The 23,437-nt window shown below is 38.6% G+C and carries 16 protein-coding genes; 14 read left to right on the top strand and 2 right to left on the bottom strand.

Going from position 1 to position 23,437, the window contains the following annotated elements; genetic code table 11:
* Positions 1-93 precede the first annotated feature (93 nt).
* The 5 genes from rpsL to BVC89_RS21720 all read left to right on the top strand — a co-directional run bounded on the left by rpsL (position 94) and on the right by BVC89_RS21720 (position 5,802).
* Positions 94-465 (top strand): 30S ribosomal protein S12, encoded by a 372-nt coding sequence (rpsL, locus tag BVC89_RS21740; RefSeq protein WP_086933222.1) that lies wholly within the window; start codon positions 94-96, stop codon positions 463-465.
* Between the two features lie 400 nt (positions 466-865).
* On the top strand, positions 866-1,336 hold the full coding sequence (gene rpsG / locus BVC89_RS21735) for a 30S ribosomal protein S7 (protein WP_086933221.1): 471 nt from the start codon (positions 866-868) through the stop codon (positions 1,334-1,336).
* Positions 1,337-1,586: 250 nt separating this feature from the next.
* A complete protein-coding gene (gene fusA, locus BVC89_RS21730; RefSeq protein WP_086933220.1) occupies positions 1,587-3,698 on the top strand; it encodes an elongation factor G in 2,112 nt (703 codons plus the stop codon).
* A 73-nt stretch (positions 3,699-3,771) separates the two neighbouring features.
* The gene (tuf, locus tag BVC89_RS21725) at positions 3,772-4,995 is read left to right on the top strand and encodes an elongation factor Tu (protein WP_086933207.1); all 1,224 of its coding nucleotides are present in this window, start codon (positions 3,772-3,774) and stop codon (positions 4,993-4,995) included.
* Positions 4,996-5,268: 273 nt separating this feature from the next.
* Positions 5,269-5,802, top strand: coding sequence for a disulfide bond formation protein B (locus BVC89_RS21720; protein ID WP_245929185.1), 534 nt, complete (start codon positions 5,269-5,271; stop codon positions 5,800-5,802).
* A gap of 102 nt (positions 5,803-5,904) precedes the next feature.
* Here BVC89_RS21720 and BVC89_RS21715 read toward each other — a convergent pair whose 3' ends face one another.
* Positions 5,905-7,386: a hypothetical protein gene (locus tag BVC89_RS21715; RefSeq protein ID WP_086933219.1), complete on the bottom strand. Its 1,482-nt coding sequence runs from the start codon at positions 7,384-7,386 to the stop codon at positions 5,905-5,907.
* 1,267 nt (positions 7,387-8,653) lie between these two features.
* Here BVC89_RS21715 and BVC89_RS21710 point away from each other — a divergent pair.
* The 9 genes from BVC89_RS21710 to BVC89_RS21670 all read left to right on the top strand — a co-directional run bounded on the left by BVC89_RS21710 (position 8,654) and on the right by BVC89_RS21670 (position 21,020).
* Entirely contained in the window at positions 8,654-10,924 is a 2,271-nt protein-coding gene (locus tag BVC89_RS21710) for a PKD domain-containing protein (protein WP_086933218.1), read from the top strand.
* Positions 10,925-11,013: 89 nt separating this feature from the next.
* Positions 11,014-12,255, top strand: coding sequence for a hypothetical protein (locus BVC89_RS21705; protein WP_086933217.1), 1,242 nt, complete (start codon positions 11,014-11,016; stop codon positions 12,253-12,255).
* Positions 12,256-12,774: 519 nt separating this feature from the next.
* The gene (locus tag BVC89_RS21700) at positions 12,775-13,314 is read left to right on the top strand and encodes an acyloxyacyl hydrolase (RefSeq protein WP_086933216.1); all 540 of its coding nucleotides are present in this window, start codon (positions 12,775-12,777) and stop codon (positions 13,312-13,314) included.
* A 260-nt stretch (positions 13,315-13,574) separates the two neighbouring features.
* A complete protein-coding gene (locus tag BVC89_RS21695; RefSeq protein ID WP_158658066.1) occupies positions 13,575-14,219 on the top strand; it encodes a class I SAM-dependent methyltransferase in 645 nt (214 codons plus the stop codon).
* A 1,718-nt stretch (positions 14,220-15,937) separates the two neighbouring features.
* Positions 15,938-17,281 carry an MATE family efflux transporter gene (locus tag BVC89_RS21690; RefSeq protein WP_086933213.1) on the top strand — a complete coding sequence of 448 codons (1,344 nt, stop codon included), beginning with the start codon at positions 15,938-15,940 and terminating at the stop codon, positions 17,279-17,281.
* 17 nt (positions 17,282-17,298) lie between these two features.
* Positions 17,299-18,189: a shikimate dehydrogenase gene (gene aroE, locus BVC89_RS21685; RefSeq protein WP_086933212.1), complete on the top strand. Its 891-nt coding sequence runs from the start codon at positions 17,299-17,301 to the stop codon at positions 18,187-18,189.
* Positions 18,190-19,050 (top strand): glycosyltransferase family 2 protein, encoded by an 861-nt coding sequence (locus BVC89_RS21680; RefSeq protein ID WP_086933211.1) that lies wholly within the window; start codon positions 18,190-18,192, stop codon positions 19,048-19,050.
* A 1-nt stretch (position 19,051) separates the two neighbouring features.
* Positions 19,052-19,870: a TIGR01459 family HAD-type hydrolase gene (locus BVC89_RS21675; RefSeq protein WP_086933210.1), complete on the top strand. Its 819-nt coding sequence runs from the start codon at positions 19,052-19,054 to the stop codon at positions 19,868-19,870.
* Positions 19,871-19,910: 40 nt separating this feature from the next.
* On the top strand, positions 19,911-21,020 hold the full coding sequence (locus BVC89_RS21670) for a glycosyltransferase (RefSeq protein ID WP_086933209.1): 1,110 nt from the start codon (positions 19,911-19,913) through the stop codon (positions 21,018-21,020).
* A gap of 92 nt (positions 21,021-21,112) precedes the next feature.
* Here BVC89_RS21670 and fusA (BVC89_RS21665) read toward each other — a convergent pair whose 3' ends face one another.
* Positions 21,113-23,197 (bottom strand): elongation factor G, encoded by a 2,085-nt coding sequence (fusA, locus tag BVC89_RS21665; RefSeq protein ID WP_086933208.1) that lies wholly within the window; start codon positions 23,195-23,197, stop codon positions 21,113-21,115.
* Positions 23,198-23,437: the final 240 nt, after the last annotated feature.

Raw genomic sequence — 23,437 nt, 5'->3', positions numbered from 1 at the left:
GTGTTCAATAAGCCTATTCCTCATATGTGAACCGGTCTACTTCCTTATTCATAAGGAGGCAGGCTTTTTTAGTATTTTTTGGAGTGAATTTTCATGGCAACGATCAACCAGTTGGTTCGTAAGCCGAGAAAACGCAAGATTCAAGCGAGCGATGTTCGTGCTCTAGAAGCTTGCCCTCAGCGACGCGGTGTTTGTACTCGCGTTTACACCACTACACCTAAGAAGCCAAACTCTGCTCTGCGTAAAGTTTGTCGTGTTCGTTTAACGAACGGCTTCGAAGTATCATCTTACATTGGTGGTGAAGGGCATAACTTGCAAGAGCATAGTGTTGTATTGATTCGTGGCGGTCGTGTAAAAGACTTGCCAGGTGTTCGATACCACACTGTTCGTGGTGCACTTGATACATCAGGTGTTAGCGATCGTAAGCAAGGTCGTTCGAAGTATGGTACTAAGCGTCCTAAGTAAGACGCTCAGTACTAACGCGTTTTTTTGCCTACAAATGTTGTAGATATTAGATAGAGATAATAGTTGGGCCAAATAGAGATGCGGTCAAGCTATTAAAAGTAAGGCTGGGTAAGAAGTTTCAGAGAAAGTAGTCTAGATTTGCTGAGGGTTGTTAATAAAAGCTTTGGTGAATTAGGCAGTCAAAGTCTTCGGAGTTTTAAAAGAGATTGAGGCGTGTTAAGCAGCCAAAATTTTGGTGGTTTTAAATTGAGATCTTGGCGACTTAGAAAGCCAAAATCTGCTAGTTTTTAACTGAGATCTTGGCGAGTCAAACAGCCAAAATCTGCTCCTGCGATTTTGGCATACAGCACATCCCTGTGCTTATCCCAGATAACCCTGAATTTGAGAGAGATTATTCAGTATGCCTAGAAGAAGAGTCGTCGCTAAACGCGAGATCTTGCCAGATCCTAAGTTTGGCAATGTCACATTAGCGAAATTTATGAACCACGTTATGATCAGTGGTAAAAAGTCAGTCGCCGAGAGAATTGTTTACGGTGCTCTTGATATCGTTGGTGAAAAGCTTAACAAAGATCCACTGGAAACATTTGAAGAAGCATTAGAAAATATTGCTCCTCTTGTGGAAGTAAAATCTCGCCGTGTTGGTGGTGCTACTTACCAAGTTCCAGTAGAAGTAAGACCTTCTCGTCGTGTTGCTTTGGCAATGCGGTGGTTAGTGGAATACTCGCGTTCTCGTAGTGAAAAGTCTATGCCTCAGCGTTTGGCTGGTGAGTTAATTGACGCTGCTCAAAGTAAAGGCGGCGCAGTTAAGAAGCGTGAAGATGTTCACCGTATGGCAGAAGCAAACAAAGCGTTTTCTCACTTCCGCTTTTAAGGTTTTTGCTAATATCCGAGTGCGTAAAAAGGCAGCTATCTATGCTGCCTTTTTGACGTTTAGCAGTTGCCTGAATGTGTTCAAAATTACTTGAAAATGCCAAACAATAATCAGTTGCTGCTTTTAAAAAGAAAACGAAAATATTGATTATACGTTTAATGACTGTTATCCCCTCCTATAATGGACTAACCGTTATTTACTAAACGAATAATTACTTTTATGTTCAATGCTCTCATCGAGGTAATAAATCGTGGCGCGTAAAACACCTATAGAACGCTACCGAAATATCGGTATATGTGCGCATGTTGACGCTGGTAAAACTACCACCACTGAGCGTGTATTATTTTATACTGGTCTATCTCATAAGATTGGTGAAGTGCACGACGGCGCAGCTACTATGGACTGGATGGAGCAAGAGCAAGAACGAGGCATTACGATTACCTCAGCTGCAACCACATGCTTCTGGCAAGGGATGCAACAGCAGTTTGACCAACACCGAATTAATATCATTGATACACCAGGGCACGTAGATTTCACTATTGAAGTAGAGCGTTCCTTGCGTGTTCTCGATGGCGCTATTGTGGTTTTGTGTGGCTCTTCGGGAGTGCAACCGCAGACGGAAACCGTTTGGCGTCAAGCTAATAAGTATGAAGTTCCGCGCATGGTTTTTGTTAATAAAATGGATCGTGCGGGCGCTAATTTTATGAGCGTTGTTGAACAGCTCAAGGATCGCCTAAACGCCATGCCTGTGCCTTTACAGATGACCATAGGTGCAGAAGATGAATTCAAAGGCGTTGTCGACCTAATTAAAATGAAGGCCATTCTTTGGAATGAAGAAGACATGGGAATGACCTTCGAATACGGCGATATTCCAGAAGATATTGCCGTCGAATGTGAAAGTATGCGCGAATATCTCGTGGAAGCTGCCGCTGAAGCTAATGAAGAGCTTATGGACAAGTACCTCGAAGAGGGAGAGTTAAGCGAAGCCGATATTAAGAAAGGTATTCGCATGCGTACACTTGCCAATGAGATCGTACCGGTATTGGGCGGCTCTGCTTTTAAAAATAAAGGTGTGCAAGCTGTGTTAGATGCGGTGATTGAATATTTGCCCGCACCAACAGAAGTTAAGGCTATCGAAGGTACGCTAGATGACGGTGAGACCAAAGACAGTCGCTCAGCAGATGATAATGCCCCTTTCTCTGCACTGGCTTTTAAGATTGCTACCGATCCCTTTGTTGGTACCCTCACTTTCTTCCGAGTGTATTCCGGTAAGTTGGAAAGTGGAACGGGTGTTTACAATTCGGTAAAACAGAAAAAAGAGCGTGTAGGTCGTATGGTGCAAATGCACGCTAATAGCCGTGAAGAGATCAAAGAGGTACTGGCCGGAGATATCGCGGCAGCAATCGGACTCAAAGATGTCACCACGGGAGATACTCTGTGCGCGGAGAACGGCAAAATTATTTTGGAACGAATGGAGTTTCCAGAGCCGGTTATCTCCGTTGCAGTTGAGCCAAAGTCTCAGGCAGACCAGGAAAAAATGGGCATTGCCTTAGGCAAGCTTGCACAAGAAGATCCCTCATTTCGTGTTAAAACCGATGAGGAAACTGGTCAAACAATTATCTCTGGTATGGGCGAGTTGCACTTAGATATACTTGTCGACCGCATGCGCAGAGAATTCAATGTGGAAGCCAATATTGGTAAACCACAAGTTGCTTATCGTGAGAGAATTACCAAGATAAGCGATATCGAAGGCAAATTTGTTCGTCAATCTGGTGGCCGCGGGCAGTTTGGCCATATTTGGGTTAAATTTGAGCCAGCAGAAGATAGTAATGCTGAAGGCCTTGAATTTGTAAATGAAATTGTTGGTGGTGTTGTACCTAAAGAATATATTCCTGCTATTGAGAAAGGCATTTCTGAGCAAATGCAAAACGGAGTACTAGCGGGTTATCCTCTTCTCGGTTTAAAAGCGACACTTTACGACGGTTCATACCACGATGTGGACTCAAGTGAAATGGCATTTAAAATTGCGGCATCGATGGCGACCAAAAAATTGGCACAAGAAGGCGGAGCTGTATTGCTTGAGCCAATGATGAAGGTGGAAGTAGTAACACCTGAAGAAAACATGGGGGACGTAGTCGGAGATCTGAACCGTCGTCGTGGTTTGATTCAGGGTATGGAAGACAACTCATCCGGAAAGGTTATTAAAGTAGAAGTACCTTTGGCGGAAATGTTCGGCTATGCAACTGATTTACGTTCCGCAACACAAGGCCGCGCAACATTTACAATGGAATTCGACAAATATGCCGAAGCACCGAAAAATGTTGCTGACAGTGTGATTGCAAAAAACACAATTGGTGAATAAAGACCTGGGCCTGTTGAAAGTTCAACAGATCCTATTTCTTTAAAGAGATAAAATTTTTTAGAGGAAATTAAGAGTGGCTAAAGAAAAATTTGAAAGAAATAAACCGCATGTAAACGTAGGCACGATAGGTCACGTTGACCACGGTAAAACAACATTAACAGCAGCCTTAACGCGCGTATGTGCGGAAGTATGGGGCGGTGACGCCGTTGCTTTTGATGGTATCGATAATGCACCGGAAGAGCGTGAGCGCGGTATCACCATCGCGACGTCTCATGTTGAGTATGACTCGCCTACGCGTCACTACGCCCACGTTGACTGTCCAGGACACGCGGACTACGTGAAAAACATGATCACTGGTGCTGCTCAAATGGACGGTGCGATCTTAGTGTGTGGTTCTACGGATGGCCCTATGCCACAAACACGTGAGCACATCTTGTTGTCTCGTCAGGTAGGTGTACCTTACATTGTGGTGTTCTTGAACAAAGCAGACCTTCTAGCAGAAGACTGTGGCGGTGTAGACTCAGAAGAATACGCAGAGATGTTGGAATTGGTTGAAATGGAATTACGTGATCTTCTTTCTGAGTATGAATTCCCAGGAGACGACACGCCCATTATTGCGGGTTCTGCTTTGATGGCGTTGAACGGTCAAGACGACAACGAATTGGGTACATCAGCGGTTAAGAAGTTGGTTGAGACGTTGGATGAATACATTCCTGAGCCAGAGCGTGCGATCGACGGTGCTTTCATTATGCCTATCGAAGACGTGTTCTCGATCCAAGGTCGTGGAACGGTTGTGACAGGTCGTGTTGAGCGCGGTATTGTTAAAGTAGGTGAAGAAGTTGAAATTGTCGGTGTTAAAGAGACGACAAAGACGACTGTCACCGGTGTTGAAATGTTCCGTAAGTTACTTGACGAAGGCCGTGCAGGTGAGAACGTGGGTGTTCTGTTGCGTGGTACTAAGCGTGAAGAAGTAGAGCGTGGTCAAGTATTGGCGCATGTAGGTTCTATTACGCCTCACACGACTTTCGAAGGTGAAGTATACGTCTTGTCCAAAGATGAAGGTGGTCGTCATACGCCTTTCTTTAAAGGCTACCGTCCCCAGTTTTACTTCCGTACCACGGACGTAACCGGTGCTTGTGAATTACCAGAAGGCGTTGAGATGGTGATGCCAGGTGATAACATTCAAATGACAGTGACGTTGATCTGCCCAATTGCGATGGACGAAGGTTTGCGTTTTGCGATTCGTGAAGGTGGTCGTACTGTAGGTGCAGGTGTTGTAGCAAAAATTATTGCGTAATTGACACTGTTTCACTGCGATAAAAAAGGCTGCCATAGGCAGCCTTTTTTGTGCGCCACTCTTGAGGAAAGAGTGCGGAGAAAAGAGTGCCGGGAAAATTTCTCGATAAAGCTTTTTGGACAGTTAAATGGTTATTATTTTGATATGGCGCAAAAAATACGCTTCCAATTATTGTAAGTCGTCTTATTTTAATGATGAACTAAAACAATAGATGTAAAGTCGAAGTTGGACAGATAAGATATCTATTGATCAGCTTATTAAAAAGATATGTTTATGATGAATGTTAATTACCGCAACATATTACAAACAGGACAAACACTTTGGTTTTGGCTGGTAGTATTTATTCTGTGCGTGGGTTTAGACCTAGGTGCATTGTTTTATCAGCATGTTTTACACGTATACCCATGCGAGTTATGTATCTATACCCGCGTATGGTTGTTCGCCATTGCTCTAGTGGCATTATTGGCGATGTTTGTTAAAACTTGGTTGCCGGCTAGAATTCTCATGAGTCTTAGCGCATTGATACTAGCATTGGGCTTAGCACTAGAAACTTGGAATTTAATTGTTGTCGAATACAGTATTGGCAATGGTGGTTCTTGTGCTTTTTTTGCTAACTTTCCTGAATGGGCACCATTAGATAAATGGATGCCAGCCGTTTTTGAAGTGCAAGATTTTTGTCAGGCGACACCAAAAGTTTTCTGGTTTATTTCTATGGCACACGTACTTGCTTTGGTCAGTTTGAGTTTGATTATTGCGTTTAGTGCAGCTTTAATTGGAGATGTACTCTCAATTGTTAACAAAGATTAGCTTCAAAGAGGGGGGTGTATAATATAAGCTCGGCTTGTTTAACTCCGAGCTTTAGCTTAGATATATAGCTTATATATTTGTTCTTTCTAAATTAACCAGCCTTTAAAGATCTACAATTTGCCATTTGCTTGGCTCAGATAAATTTGTTGTTAGAGTACGACAGTCGTTATATTTAATTTCACCACAAGCGTTGTCATTTCTGTCGCCATCTTGAACTTCTATAACTTCTCCACGGCAACTATTTCTATTAATAAATAACCTTCTGCCATCGATATTCATTGCTCTTCCTATAAAGCAGTCACTTCTAAATAAATTATCTTCGATGGTTGCTTCCCGTAAATGTCTTCCTCTTATTCCATCTGCCATGGAAGCTTGATCTCCACGAATTCTGCAGTTTTTTATAATGACACCGTGAATCATTTGAGCACTGTCATCGCCAAGGTCAAATCCATAAGAGCTATTTGGAAGACTGGGTCTGTTTAAAGTGTTAACGTCCACACTGTCGAATATTGTGCCATCGTGAGGCACTGAAATTCCGTAGCCCGCACGTTTAATGCGTTTAATTCCTGTCCATTCATTAGCATCTTTTGAACACCCCATTATGCTGCCATGCATATAACATTCTGCTTCAATAAAAGCGCCATATTTCGTTGTTTCTGTGTCAAAATTGAGAAACTCAATATGGGCACCAGCTAAATGATATATTCCTATTTCACCGCCAATATAGGCACAGTTTTCAAAGACAATATTTTCACAAACTAGGCCTTCTTTCTCCTGAATATTAATGCCATAGGGAGAAATTACCGTCGATGAAGCCGGATCATCGTTGTTACTCATAACGTTACGAAAAGTTGCTTGTACTACGCGACCGACAATCTGAACCATGCAGGAAATGTCTGTCATACCAACATTTTCAATGTGCGCGCGATAGAGGTTTGTTAAATAAAATCCGCCACCAAAGGGCCCTTTTATTCCGATTTCTAGATCTCGTACGGTAAAACCAATCTTATTCTTTGTAGCGGGTTCAAACTTAAAACCCCAATTATCTTTGCACAAGTCACCGTGGAGGGAATTTATACCGAATTTTTCAAACACTCTTGCTGGTCGGCCACTCCAATCGATATGGCCTTGAATAACAAAAGCGTCACAACCATTGCACCTGATCACTGAATTTAAACTTGATTCTCCATGCATGCCCAGTTGGCAAGGGTAGATAGACGCTGAGATTACCCAGCCACCTCCAGGTAAGTAAGGTCTGGCACCACCAACTTGATCGCCTTGATCATGAGCGGCTTGTAGCGCATACCTTACGTCTTGGTCATTTGCGGTTTCACTGCTGTATTCGTTGTAACGGGTAAGTTCTCCAGTTTTATATCTGGATAAATCGCTAGTTGTAAGGTAGCGCCTAATATCACCAGGACAATATTCTTCATTGACAGCAGTAATTCCAGAGGCTGCTTCGGCACTAGTAAGACTTGATCTATTGGTGGTTGCAGAGAGGCTAGTTTGGGTACTAGCAAGAATCCCAATTCCGCCGATAGTACTGGCACTTCTAATAAAGTTTCTTCGATTAAATTTTGACATGTTAATTCTTCCCTTGTTAGTCGAAAGCATTTTGTATTTTGTCACATTTTTTATAGTGATTTTGTTGAGCGAGTATAAGTAGTATTTAACTGATTAACTATTAAATAAGTATTTAGTGAATAACTATTTTCATCAATTGTACTTTTTTAAATGAAATTTTCAGAAATAAAGTTTTTGTGTTCTTTGAGAATGTTGCGCCCCTGGGGCATATAAATAGGTGGGTATATATAAAATTTTATTTATGTAATTTCATGTATTTATGGTTTTTCGGTTAGTCAGAATACTCTGACATCGTTATTGAGTAAGGAAATTTCCCCACTTTGTTCCGAGTAATTTTCGTATTTAAAAAATTATGAAGTTCGTTTTCTTTTTGAATTTATTTTAAGAAATAAAGAATAGTTGTCCTCGTCTATTTTTCGCTGTTGCAACAACTTATCCTCCCGCCCAAAAGGCTTCCCTATTTAAGTGCATCCCATACCCAATCTATTATTCAAAGCGTTTATATTAAATCAGATTTATAACTTGATGTAATTAAATTGGTACAAATAAAAAGTGTATGAAAGAAAGTCTTTAATAGTGTTTTTGTTAAATTTAAAGTAAAAAATTTAACTGCGAGCTAAAAACTATATGGAGTAAGAAATAGAAATAACTATTATGGTTTCCACCGAAAATAATGCCAGAAGATGAAAAATAGAAGGATAGCAATTTAAATAGTTGGGGAAATTATTCAGTTTTAAGATGTTATTGTGCGCTGTTGCCGCTTACTCTTTCTTGTTATTTTTATTTTTCATAAACTTATGAAAATAAATACTAATCTAAAATTAATAAATATATTTTGGTCATATATGTTGTGCGATTAAATTTCCTTGTATGAGTAAATTGTGAATTCGTATTTTTTATTTTCCCATATTCTTAAAAGAGCTGATATCCATTTATCGGTTTGATCACAATAAGTGAAATATGACACATTTATTACAGTAGAGAATATGTATTATCTAGATCGGTTAAGTCAAATCCATAAATATTTTTGCTATTAGTCTAGTAGAATTTTCTGATGGGTTGATTTTATGTGTATTTTAAATTTTAGGTCATAACTATTTTAACCGTAACGATAGTGATACACCTGGTTTAGCTATTATCATTTGTAATTTATAAAATTTTTTTTAACAACTTTATTTTCTTCACTCGTATCAGCTTTATATACGGTCTAGTATTTGTATATATTTAGTTGGCTTAACTTAATGTAACTATGAGAATCATATAATTTATGAAAGCAGTTCAATATTTAACAGCGATAGCCTTGTGCTTATCTTTGTTGCCATTAGGTGCTTGGGGACAGGAGGCTTTATTAGTAAATAATGTCTTCGACAATAAAGATAATAAAGAGTACTTTGTGGGTAGCTCAGAAGGTACTGAGCCTTTAGATGAGATAAATTCTCTAGATGAAGATGAAAAACTAGAAATACTGGGAAGCGACCCATCATTTTGGTGGGAAGCTCAATATAATGATCCAGATATTAGCCTTGGTGATCCAACCGAGGTTTTAATTACCTTCAACTATCGACCAGAGAAAGATTGGACAGGCAACTTTACTGCAGAGTATCGTGTAGGCGACAGTATTTTGGCATCTACAGTTTTGCCAGGTAATAGTTCGGGTAAAATTAATAATTTCGTATGGGATTTATCTTCTATTATTACGACCAGGAACCAACTGGTCGAGGGTCGGCTACGATTTATTAATGATGACCCCGATAACGGCAAAAAAATATTTATGAATTTCTCGCAAATGGATGTGGAGTTGGGGGATGCGATACCCAATCAAACGCCTAGGCCAATGTTTAGTTTTGTCTGTTCGGAATTAAGCTGTGATTTTACCAATAGCTCCAGCGATGCAGACGGTGTAATCAGAAGTTATGCCTGGAGTTTTGGTGATGGTAACCAATCAGCAGATATCAACCCGAGGCATACTTATTTAAATTCGGGTACCTACACTGTAAGCCTGACAGTAACAGACGATGATGGTTCTATGGCCAGTGTTCAGCAAGGCCTCAGTGTCTTGATGTTACCTAATGTTAATCAGGCACCTGTGGTGACTGCGGGATCTGCACAAACGATTACACTTCCCGCCACCGCATTACTTAGTGGCACCATAAGCGATGATGGTTTACCAAATCCTCCCGGAGAGGTGTCCGCTATGTGGAGTCTAGTTAGTGGCCCGGCAACCGTGAATTTTAATAATGCCAATCAAGCTAGCACCAGTGTAAGTTTTACCGAAGCAGGAAGTTATGTTTTGCAACTACAAGGGAATGATAGTGAGTTGAGTTCGCAAGCAACAGTAGCAATTAACGTTAACCCAGAACCGAGTGCTAACCAGGCGCCAGTAGTAGCAATTAGTGCGCCTGTTAATGATACACGTTTTACAGATGGCGAAACTGTTACCTTTACCGGTAATGCCAATGATTTTGAAGATGGCAATATCAGCAATAGTTTGCAGTGGACTTCAAGTATCGATGGCGCCATTGGTATGGGTGATAGTATTACTATTAACACATTAAGTATTGGAACTCATATTATAACAGCAACAGTGACCGATAGCGGTCTTCTAACTGCGAATGCAGCTATAAGCATTGTTGTTGCTTCTGCGTCAACACTGCAAGACTGGCCGGCAGAACCAGACAATCAAGCGACAGTATTAACTGATTTGGATAGTGAGTTTCGTGCAGATTTAAGTGGTGCTCATTGGAATCCAGTTACCAGAACATTGTGGGTTTGTACCAACAACGGGCCTGGTAAGTTCTGGGCGCTGAAAGAAAATGGCCGAGGTGGATTTGAGATAGATTCAAATACAAGTGGTATCGCTAAGTGGCAGCACGATGCCGACCTTGAGGGAATTACGCAGGTGGACTATCGCCAGCCCTATGTTTATCTGATGCAGGAACGAGACAATATTATTCATCAATTTGATATTTCAGAATTTGGTGTTACTAAAAGTGTGCATCGTTGGGATGTTAGTGAATATGTTGGTAATAACGGTAATAAAGGCCCCGAAGGCATTACTTTCGTACCTGATTCATGGCTGCAAAACAGAGGCTTTAGAGATGCTACGGGACAACTTTATACCAGTAAAAACGGTATGAACGGTTTAATGTTTGTGGCTCGTGAAAAAGGCGGGATTATTTATGTATTCGATCTAGACCCGAATAATGATCGTAATATTACTTTCGTCGGTAGTTATGCTACTGGACGTGAGCAAAACGCAGGGCTGGAGTTTGATCGCTCCAGTGGCATACTTTATATATTACACAATACTGGGCCTAACTATCTCGAACTTAGCGACTTAAGCTCAGTTGCATCTAGCAATGGTAACCGTCAATTTAACACAAGAGTCGAATATATCGCACCAAATAGTAGTAACTTAGAAGGCTTTGCAGTAAGCCCAAAAGATACAAACGAAAACTGGGCATTTTTTACCGATGATAATAATGCAAATAATGCCGCTTTATTATGGTTTAAACAGTTTTCTCCACCGTCTTTCTAAATCCTTTAAAGAGATAATTTAATCCATAAATCAAACAGGCAGGACTTGTTCTGCCTCAATTTTTTATTCACCATATCGAGGTAATCTTTATGAACAAACCAACATTTATTATAGCAGCGTTAATGACTCTTATATCTGCGAATGCTATCTCTGATTCTGGCTCCGCAAATAAAGTTTATGATGAAAATTCTTTACGTAGTGCCATAGAAGCAGCGAATTATGACAGCAGCATCAAAAAGATAGTCTTTCGTAGTAATAGCGAAATTAAATTAACCGCTCCTATTATCTACAGTGGCGTTCAATCATTAAAATTGATTGGTAAAAATACCGTTATCGATGGCTCGGCGGCAGGTAGTTTTATTCTTGACCCAGATTTAACTGCTATTACTGAAGATGGTACATTAGTTTTTAATACTGCCTCTGATGTTAGTATTAAAGACCTAACTATTAAAGACAGTGCTACGAGAGGGATTGTAGTCAATGTTCCTAAGGAGGCTGTAGGAGACGATATTTCAATACGTCTAACAGGTGTCAATATTGTAAATTCAGCATTGTATGGTCTGCATATAGACGACAACGCCGATGAATTTGATGAAGGAAATATTGGCTCTGAAATTGGTATTGACCTAGAAATCCGCGATTCTAGTTTTATTGCAAATGGCACCGGCGCTATAGACTTTGATGGTGTTCGTGTAGACGAGCGCAGTGGTGGTGATATTGTTACGGTTATCATTGATTCTCATATTGATAGTAACGGTGGTGATGGCATAGAGCTTGATGAAGCCGGTGACGGTGGCGTCGATTTGATGATGGTAGATTCAACCATTAACCAAAATGGAGGATTTAACCAAGAAGATTTAGATGATGGCCTAGATATTGATGAAGCAGATGGCGGTGATGTTAGTGTTTCTCTACATGGTGTCGATGTGAATAATAACCAGGATGAAGGCTTTGATGTTGATGAAGAGGGGCAGGGCAATGTGCAATTAGATTTCAACTCTATCAATGTGATCGGCAATATAGACGAAGGGATTAAAATAGATGAGGAAGATGAGGGCAACATCCGAGCGAAGATCAGAAATGCTATTATCGATGCAAATGGTGATGAAGGTATGCAGTTTACCGAAGTTGATGAAGGTAAGATAAAAGCATCATTTAAAAAGCTCAATGTTACTAATAATGCAAAAGCTGGTATTAGACTCGACCAGTTCTTTGTTGAAGACGAAGAGGTCACTGTAGAAGAAGCTGGCAGTTTAAAAGCTAAAAAAGTTATCCTTAATGGCAATGGTAAAAACGACGAAATCAGAGTTACCAATATAGAAATAAAGTAGTAGGAATAGCTTATACTGCTACTTCTATATGGAACTTTAGTAATAAATATTTGGTAATAAATATAATGGTGCTTGACCGATAAGGGTAAAATTCTATTGGTGGCATTTACAGAAAACACTGCTAGCCATTATTGGTCAATTGTATCGCTATTTTATGCGGGTAAATAATTTTTGTTTGCCCGCACATTTCTGTCTCAGATCGCCGCCTCGACCAACTGACCGAGTCCGCTCCCTTTAAAGTAAGTAATAGTGGCCGACCATTCAATATCGAGCAATAGCCCATTTTCCAGACCTCAGACGATTATTATTTAATATTCATTTAAGTGCAGTGTTTACTAAAAGATGAATTTTCTTATCGATTTGATCTAATTCTCAAGTGATCATCTCTATTTTGCAAGTTCTTGAATGTTTGTTAAGTATAACGGAAGCCTTGTTGTTAATGAGTTTTTAAAATAGGGAACTATATCTAAAAAATATTGTATTTATATAGGTATATATATTTATGATTATGGAGTTCTCATGCTTTTACGATATTTTATTATTGGAGTTGTTACTTTTTTAAGCACCTTTAACCCTGTGCAAGCAAAGCAATCCCTGGGCTTAGACTATTTGCACGGCAGTGATGACATAACCGGGCTAAGGCTAACCTATCGGCCCATAGTCAACCATGTTCCCTTTGCTAAGTGGATAGGTAAGGCTAGCATCTATTGGGAGGGAAGTATTAGTTTTTGGGAGTATGGCGCTGAAAACTCTCATCAAACCAATTTTGCACTTTCTTTATCGCCAGTCATTGTTAAACGGCTTTCTAGGGAAGGTGTGCGGCATCCTATTTTTATTGAAGGGGGAATTGGAGCGTCTCTTGTCCATGACCGTAAGTTTGCTGGAAAAGATATAGGTTCACACTACCAGTTTGAAGATCGCCTAGGTGTAATTATTGGGTTAGATAAAGAGCGCTCGAGAGAGCTCTCAATACGTTATATGCACTATTCCAATGGTGGTTTAGATTCTAAAAATCCAGGTTTGGATTTCCTTAGTGTATCTTACGTACACAATTTTTAGACATTCTCCAAATCTACTTCTAGAGCTCTCTTTGGCACTTTGCGACCAGGTTGAGAGAGGGGAAACACGCTTTGGCATCAAGATAAAAATAATAAGCTTGTGCTAACGCTAGTTTGGATCTACGCCAAAATATGTTTTCATACTCATATATCTTTCCAAAAAAATGAACAACTTCATCTTACTGCTCACTTATTAGTTTGTCGCATATGTGTTGTGCTAGGGCTTCAACTAGCATTATTAATGTATTAGGTGAGAATACTATGATAAATGCTGCCTTCAAGCTTTACGAAAGAATATGTATTTGCTTTTACTATCTAACTAATCCTCGATTTTTTGCTACGGACTTTCTCTGTTTATTGCAATACGCCGTCAGTAATCCTTTTAGCCTATGCGATAATTATAATCGGCTTTATCCTGAAAATAGAACACAATGCTATGGTGAAACACCGCTTACAACGTTAAAGCAAGTTATAGGCTCATTGGCTATTAGCTCCGATGATACTGTATACGAGTTGGGCTGTGGGCGAGGTAGGACAATGTTTTGGCTACATCATTTCATTGGTTGTCGTGTTATCGGTATTGATATTAATCCTTTCTTCATTAAAAGAGCACAAAGAGTTAAGAATATATTATCTCTACAAAACCTTAAGTTTAAACAGTCTTTTATGCACAAGGCAGATTTAAGTGATGCTAATCTAGTCTACTTATATGGCACGTCGCTTCATGATGAATACATTGTAGAACTAGTTGAAGCATTAAAAACTATCCCTACAGGTGCTCGTTTAGTGAGTGTGAGTTACTCTATCTTAGATTATGCTTCTGATTCAGATTTCGTTGTTGAAAGAAAATTTAAAGCGCGATTCCACTGGGGAAGAGCGACAGTATATGTACATAGAAGAATATAAATTCATCTAGATTCTTGGCCCAATGTAATTGTTTTTACAAGACGTGTAAATCTTCTTCCGTGAATAGTATGTGAATTCGATATGTGAAAAATAGAGTATACAGTAACTGGCCTTTAGAGATTTCAATTAAGTATAGTAGTAATAGATTTTACGTAGGTTAATGATATCCTGCCTATTAATTCAAACGACGTAGCTGTTCTTACTTTCTATTAAAACTGTTATTTCTGACTCTTTATTGTTCAATATTAATGTGAATAAACTTAGAATCATAATTTTCAACGAAAGGTCGTAATTTCACTCCGACTTCTTCCCACTCCAATTTTTACCATATAGCGCCCAACTAGGTTCCATAAATTGAACTACTAGAATGCTTTAACGTAAAGTAAGAAAACGACATGGTAAAAATAGCCCTAATACCCCCTCATTGAATGAAGAACAGCTAAATTTTGTTGGTTTGTCAGCCAATGGAGTGATCGAGGCTTAAAATCCTGCAAGCCGCTACAAGCAGCGTACAAACCCTATTAACCAATCACATCTTTGTTTAATACTCATGATGATAAGGTAACCTTTAATATTTCTAAAAATCAGAATTTCTCAGTGTTAGTACAACAAGATAATGTATGAAAAATTAGTCTGATATAAGTCATACTTTCTTATCAGCCATTGAGCTAAGAGTAGTTTGGGATGCAAAGCATAGAGGGAAGTTATCGATTTATTGTTGAGAGAATATATTATGCTAATTGACTTCCCAGTGGCCATTGATTCGGCTAAATCGGATGAGGTCACCTTACACAAACACTATAGTGTGCGTGTGGACTTTGAAAAATTCTGAGATTTATAAACCAAAATTAACTATTAATATAGAGATGGAAATGGAAGACCTAGCAATAAAAAGGCTTTGAAGTCGTAATAGGATCTGATGAACTTTGTCTAAAGAAGGCGCATCAACCATCATTATCAAATCAAATGCCTATTAGTAAATACGACTCTAATAACCTCTAACAAAAATGAAATTAAATAAACTTCTATATATGAAATTGATCTGTCTGAAACAATAGAGGCGTCAACTGAAACAGGGAAATAATATTTTACTTGTTGTAACAGAGATAGCAGCAATTAGGAGATGACTTTTGTTGCCTTGAAAGAGGTAATTGTTGATGTAAGGTTGGCAATCAAAAAGTTGAAGACGTTTACAAGTGGTAGGGTATGCGGAAAAATATATTTACTAGTTTATAAAAAATGCCGATCAAAAATAAATAAATTAATTATATTTAACAAAAAGTTTAACTATTATTATGTGTGGTAACTTTTAAAACTGATTAAAATATTTTTTAAATTAAAAAATAAATGCCATTATTGGTTAACTAATTCAAAAAATAACAATGAATGTAGTGCCGTATGTTGAGGTGGATAAGTTTAATTGCCAACTCATGGCAATGATGATAATTCTTATACTACGTACCAAAAATTTATAGTATGTCTATACTCATATCGGTCTATAATTTAAAAAAAATACGTTTTTATTTTTTTGTTAATTTCATAATTAAGATCTGCTATATGCCACAGTGGTTGATAAAAACGTCGGAATAAGTAAGTAGAATTTAGACACTTCATGTGTTAACAAACATAATAAATTTTTATTATTTTTGTTTGTAGTATAATTAAAATCCATTCCGTTCTTCCTTTATTATAACTGCCAATACTTTATTTGAGCTCGTATGTTTTTTTTCAGAAAATTTTTTTCTATTGCTTGGCCAATTTCTCTGCAGCAAATCATGATCACTCTACTTAGTGTGGTCGATATTTTGATGATTGGTCATTTAAGTAATGAAGCGATAGCTGGTGTAGGTTTGGGTAACCGCATACAATTATTTTTTAGCGTCATAATTCTCGGTTTGGTGGGGGCTGTTGGCATTTTGTCATCACAGTATATAGGTGCTAAGAAGTATGAAAAGCTTAGTAAGATAGTGGTAATGGGGCTTTTATTAAGTTGGGGCTTTCTGTTTCCTTCGTGTACGTTTCTAATTTTTAACAGCTCGGATATCCTATCTTTCTTATTTGATGATGTTACTTTAGTTAGTCATATTTCTAATTACTTAAGGTTTACGTTGCCGTCACTTTTTTTTCTAAGTTTTATAGCTGCTATAGAAAATACTATGAGAGCAAATCATCAGGTGAAATTGCCTCTTGTTTTTAGTGCATTATCTATCTTTCTAAATATTATCTTAAATTATTGGCTTATTAACGGTGGCATGGGTATCGCCCCACTAGGGGTCGAAGGAGCAGCTATTGCTACTTTACTAGCACGTATGTTTCATGCTTTTGTCATTCTCTATTACCTGAATTTGGTACAACACTTTTGTTTGCCGAAACTTAAGGACTTTTTAAGTATTATAAATTACCCTCATTGGGGTGGTTTTTTAAAAGTCGCATTGCCAATGGCTGCTAGCTTTGGGTTGTGGGCGGCTGGAAACTTAACATACCATCTTATATACGGGATTTTAGGTACTGAAGCTCTCGCGATAGTTAGTTTTTTCTTACCTATAGAAAGCATGCTAATTGCCTTGTTTTTTGGCCTCTCTTCAGCATGTAATATTATGGTAGGAAATCATCTTGGCGCAAGTAACTTTAAACAAGCTTATGACTATGCATTTAAATTTATTTTTTGTGCATGTTTTGGCGCTATTTTTATTGGCGTATTACTTTATGTTTTTCAGAGCATTTTGTTAGAAAGCATATATCCAGATGGCCTTAATTTTTCTAATGTTGTGCCTTCCATATTTTCTATAGTTAGTCTGCTAGTATGGGTGAGGGTGTTAAATATGACACTTGGTTTCGGTATTTTGCATTCTGGTGGAGATAATAAGTTTTGTATGATTGGCGATTTTGTTGGTATGTGGCTAATCGGTATTCCAACAATGTATTTTGTCGCTATATCTGGGTATTCGCTTTTTATTGTTGTTTTATTTTCCTATTTAGAAGAATTTGTAAAAGTCTTTATATTTGGCCTTAGATTTTTAAGTAAAAGGTGGTTAAGAAATTTAACGTTAGCAAATCAATAATATCTTAGGAGGCATATATGCAGCTAGCTCTTATCGGTAATCCTGTTTCTCACTCTAAGTTGCCAGAAATTTATCAATTTCTCGGTCAACAAGTTAAAAAAAATGTTGTTGTAGAACGAGTTCATACTGAAGAAGTGCACTTTTATGATGAAGTTAATAAATATCTTAAATGCGAGACGCCTAAGGATGGTTTAGTGATAACCGTCCCTTTTAAGGAAAAGGCTTATGAGATGTGTGATGTACTTACCGAACACGCGGCCAAAGCAAAATCCGTTAACTGTTTAACATTAACTGATACAGGTTTAATTTGTGGTGATAACACCGATGGTCGGGGTATGGTGCACGATTGCCAGGAAAACATAGGTTATGACTTCAAAAATAAAACCTGTTTGTTATTAGGTGCAGGTGGCGCGGCAAAGGGTATTCTTTCATCTTTATTGCATACTTCTATTGAGCATGTTTTTATTTGTAATCGCAGTACTGATAGAGCAAAAAACTTAGCGTCAAGCTTCTCTAACCAAGATAAAATATCGATCATAGAAGAAGCTGAAGCTAAAAAGATGCATTTTGATTGTATTGTTAATGCAACTTCAGCGAGCCTCAGAGAAGACTTGCCGCAAGGCTTGCCTGATAGATTGAAGAGCGATTGCCTATGCTATGACGTAGTTTACAAAGCAGGGGATACGGTATTTTCAAAATGGGCTAAAGTTAAGAAGGCATCTTATGTGCACAGCGGAGTTGGTATGTTAGTGGAGCAAGGAAAAATATTTCTTGAAAAGCTAGGTTTGCCCGAGATGGAAAGCCGTTCAGCTATTAAGGAACTTGCAGATCGCATTTTAGTAAAAAAAATGAATGATACGGAATTCAACGAAGCGATGTCACACAATATGTTGTGTGAGGGGAAATAAATGTTCTCCTTCATCATTCCTTGTTTCAATCAAACTCCTTTACTAAAAAAAGTTCTGTCAAGTTTTATCTCTCAAAAATCTAGCAATATTGATTTTGAGGTGCTTCTTATTGATAACAATTCTGATAGTGGTGTGATAGAAGAAGCTTATTATAAATATTTTGATAAAATCCCTTTATATCTGCTTAAACAACCAAAACTCGATAGTACCTACGCTCTTGCTAAAGCAAGAAACTTAGGTTTGAATTTAGCTCAATATCCCTGGGTTATAACTCTGGACTCTGATTGCCTGTTATGCCCGGACTATATACAAAAATTGAAAGAAGCGGTCTCTTCTGTTGGTCATGATAATGCTATTTTCACTGGTGAGAGATGTTTTATTCAACAAAACCTTGTAAGCGAAGATATGGTTGTTAGTAGTCATAGTGAGATTGAATCTTTACCTAAAATTGGAAGCCCTTCTAACTATGGCTTAGCTAAAGACAGGCGTTTACCAGCAATGGATAAGCTGCCAAATATTCCTCATCCCTGGTCTTACTTCCTAGGCTGTAATACTGTTTTTCAAAAAGATAAAGCATTATCTATAGGTGGTTTTGACGAAAGATTTGATGGCTACTGGGGATATGAAGATATCGATTTTGCATTTCGCTATATAACGAAATTTGATTCTCGCGCTTGTTATTCTTCAGATATTAAAGTCTACCATTGTGATCCGGAAATAACGACATCCACGGTTGATTCAGCCAGCAGATTCAACAAATCTGAAAACCCAAACTGGGAGAGAATATGCAATATAATACCTGGTTTTAAGGAGTTTAAAGAACAGCAGTATCGACGGCTAAGTAGTGAAATAGTACTTTAATATGACAAAGGTAATAGAGAAACTTTCAAATATTGCTGATAATTTTGACGTTTTTATAGTGGATCTTTGGGGAGTCATTTACGATGGAGATGTTCTTTTTGAAGAGGCTATAGATTGTCTTTCAAGACTAAAAGATAAGAGAATTGTTTTTTTAAGCAACACTCCAGGGAGAGCGCATGCTACCTTAATGAAACTTTTTCGATGTGGTCTTCCCGAGAATATAACGTCTACCATTTTAACATCAGGGGAGCTACTTAATATTTTAGCTCGTGATAAGCAGCTACATCGTCTTATTTCTATTAAGGCTGGAAAATATTTTTATTTTGGTGGTGATGAACATATAGGACTACTCGAAGATACACATTATAAAAGGACATCAGAAATTTATGACTGTGACTTTATATTAGCAACAGGTTTACCTTTAGTTGATAAGTGTGCTTTTGACTACCATGATATTTTGATGGAAGCAGTTAATAAAGATAGAAAAATGTTATGTGTTAATCCAGATATTTATATAGCAAAAAAAAATGGTGATACATATTATTGTGCTGGTCATGTTGCTGAATATTACCAAAGCCTTGGAGGTAAGGTTTTTTATGTTGGTAAACCTCACACATTAATCTATGAATACCTTTTTGATATGTTGGGTAATCCCGCAAAGGATAATTGTCTCGCTATTGGTGACGGTTTGAACACCGATATACTGGGTGCATATAAGTATGGGATAACTTCTTTAATGATTGATAATGATGCTTTTGATCAGGATTTCTCACAGCTAAATTTTCAACCTGAGTATCGTTTGTCAAAACTTATTTGGTAAATATTTCTTTTTATATTGTTAATTTCAGAGATAAGATATTATGAGAGATGTCACTATTATTACGACAGCTTGTTTGCCTTGGTTCACAGGAACATCTATCAATCCTATGATAAAAGCCTCGGAGTTGTCTAAGAATAATATTTGCGTCAAACTAATGGTTCCTTGGTTGAGTCTAGAAGATCAAAAAAAAATATATAGTGTTCAATTTAACTCTCAAAAAGAGCAGCTAGATTATATTAACAGCTATTTAGATGAACATAATTATAGTAGGATGGATATCATTTTTTATGATGGAGCCTATATCCCTTGGTATGGCATAGTCCCAAGTGAAAAGTTTTTGGATAAAGTTCCTGTTAATAACTATTTAATATTAGAAGAAATAGATCATCTACTTATTAATAAGCCATTTGCTAAATTCCTAAGGGCTAGGCCAGATTTAAGAATCATGGGGGTCATCCACACTAATTACCCTTATTATTGGCGAAAGTATTTTCGTTTCCTACCTGATTTTTTGTATAAATTTATGATTAAGAATATCTATGGGGTTTTGCACTATGCTATTTTAAAACGCAATGCTCATCGTCTAGTGGCATTGTCGCCGGCAATAGATTTTTACAGAGGTATAAGCTATCAATGTTTGCATGGCGTGGGAGATGAATTTTTCCATGAAGACTCAGTTGAAAATATGTCGGACGTTTACTTCATCGGTAAGATTATTAAAGAGAAAAGTATTGATAGTTTTATTGATGTGGCAAATGCTCTACCAGATGTGAAATTTGATCTCTGGGGGAAGTTTTTTGATACCTACGCTGATAAATTTACCGGTAACATTACACACAGAGGTGAAACAGCCGAGCCTTCGAAGTCACTAAAAAGCTATAAAATATTCTTTAACCCTTCTCAGTCTGAAGTACTTTGTACTACCACTTTGGAGGCTATTGCGATGAAGAAAATAGTGATTTTACCCGATGTTCCCTGTAATCAAGTTTTTAAGTTGTACAAAAGAGCTTACTTTTACAATAACTTACAACAGGCCATTGACCTCGTTCGCAAGATGTCGGCATCTTCTAGCTTGCCTGAGGTCAATACAGAGGGATATCGCTGGTCTAACGTTATTAAGCAATTTATTTCTCAGGAATTAGTTGCCTAACTGCAATTTTAAAGTCGAAGTATATACACAAAAAAAAGCCCTTGCTGAATGAATTCAGCGAGGGCTTTTAGTATTAACATAATAGATAATACTTACTTATTTTCTTTTTTCTCTTTAGCAGCTGCAATAACTTCTTCAGCAACTTGCGCAGGGCAAGGCATATAGTGAGAGAACTCCATAGAGAACTGACCACGACCAGAAGTCATAGTACGCAAATGACCGATGTAGCCAAACATTTCTGAAAGTGGCGCATCTGCTTTGATTCTTACACCTGTAGGGCCTGCTTCCTGATCTTTGATCATACCACGACGGCGGTTCAAATCACCTATAACGTCACCTACGTGATCTTCTGGAGTGAACACATCAACATGCATAATTGGCTCGATTAATTGAGGACCAGCTTTAGGCATGGATTGACGGAAGGCACCTTTTGCTGCAATTTCAAAAGCAACTGCCGAGGAGTCAACTGCGTGGTAAGCACCATCGTACAGCTCAATCTCAACATCTAGCACAGGATAGCCTGCAAGTGGGCCTTCTTCCATCATGCCATTAAAGCCTTTTTCAATAGCAGGGAAGAATTCCTTAGGAACGTTACCACCAACAACAGTTGAGCTGAAAGCAAAGCCTGAGCCAGGCTCACCTGGTTTAATGCGGTAATCAATTTTACCAAACTGGCCAGAACCACCAGATTGCTTTTTATGAGTGTAACTGTCTTCAATCGGCTTAGTAATCGTCTCACGATAAGCCACTTGAGGTTGACCCACTTCTAGTTCAACACCATAAGTACGCTTAAGGATATCGACTTTAATGTCTAAGTGAAGCTCACCCATACCTTTCAGGATGGTGTCGCCAGTTTCCTCGTCAGACTCAACGCGGAAAGATGGATCCTCAGCTACCATTTTACCGATAGCAACACCCATCTTCTCTGCGCCACCCTTATCTTTAGGTGTTACTGCAATAGAGATTACTGGATCGGGGAATACCATAGGCTCTAGAGTACAAGGCTCTTTAGGATCACATAATGTATGACCTGTTTGAACGTTCTTCATACCCACAACAGCAATAATGTCACCTGCTTGTGCTGAGCTCAGTTCGTTACGATCGTCGGCGTGCATTTCCACCATGCGGCCAATACGTTCTGTCTTACCGGTAAATGAGTTAAGTACAGTCATCCCTTTTTCTAATTTACCAGAGTAAATGCGGATAAAGGTTAATGCACCAAAACGGTCATCCATAATTTTGAAGGCCAGGGCGCGTAGAGGCTCGTCCACATCAACTTTAGCAACTTCGCCAGTCTCGTTACCTTCTTCATCGGTAAGCGGCTGTGGATCAACTTCTGTTGGGTTTGGCAAATAATCAACAACAGCATCCAATACCAACTGAATGCCTTTATTTTTAAAGGCAGAACCACAGAAGGTAGGGAAGAAGGCCAATGAAATTGTACCTTTGCGAATACACGCTTTAAGCTGCTCAATAGTTGGTTCTTCACCTTCCATATAAGCCATCATCAGGTCGTCGTCTTGCTCAACCGCTGTCTCAACGAGCTTCTCATGATATTCTTCAACCATGTCGGCCATATCTTCTGGAATAGCAACTTCTTCATAGTTTTCAGGAAGGCCAGAATCATCCCATACATAAGCTTTCTTATGTAAAATATCAACTACGCCTTTGAAGTCGTCTTCGCGGCCAATAGGTAGTGTCATAACTAATGGGTTAGCGGCTAGCACTTTCTCTACTTGGCCAACAACGCGCAAAAAGTCAGCACCGATTCTGTCGAGCTTGTTAACGAAAATAATACGTGCAACTTCAGACTCGTTAGCGTAGCGCCAGTTAGTTTCCGATTGTGGTTCTACACCACCGGAACCACAGAAAACACCAACACCACCATCCAATACTTTTAGAGAACGATATACTTCAACAGTGAAGTCAACGTGTCCTGGAGTATCGATAATATTGAGGCGATGATCTTTCCAGAAACAAGTTGTCGCCGCAGACTGGATAGTAATGCCGCGTTCTTGTTCTTGTTCCATAAAGTCAGTGGTGGCAGCACCATCGTGTACTTCACCAGTTTTATGGATTTTCCCCGTAAGTTTAAGGATTCTTTCAGTAGTGGTAGTTTTACCCGCATCAACATGCGCGAAAATACCGATATTTCGGTACAAAGATAGATCTGTCATTGTATCTCTCGTATGCCAGCGTAAAATTTTGGGCGGCAGTATACAGGAGTTTTGCAAGAATTTTGAACAAATTTTGCGTGAACTTGCTAGGAAAAATGTAATAAGGCCTCTTCGACCACAATTATTGGGTCAATATTGCTCATTTAGACGTTGAACGGGGCTTATTTTCCTCAAATGACACACATTTAATGGTTAAAGCCCAATTATTGGATCGCGCTTTTTTTAGACTAAAAGGGTGTT

Origin of the sequence: Agarilytica rhodophyticola (genome assembly GCF_002157225.2) — a bacterium.
In the GTDB taxonomy this organism is placed as follows: Bacteria; Pseudomonadota; Gammaproteobacteria; order Pseudomonadales; family Cellvibrionaceae; genus Agarilytica; species Agarilytica rhodophyticola.
The sequence above is the reverse complement of the archived record's forward strand: the minus strand, read 5'-3'. Positions and strand labels throughout refer to the sequence as shown.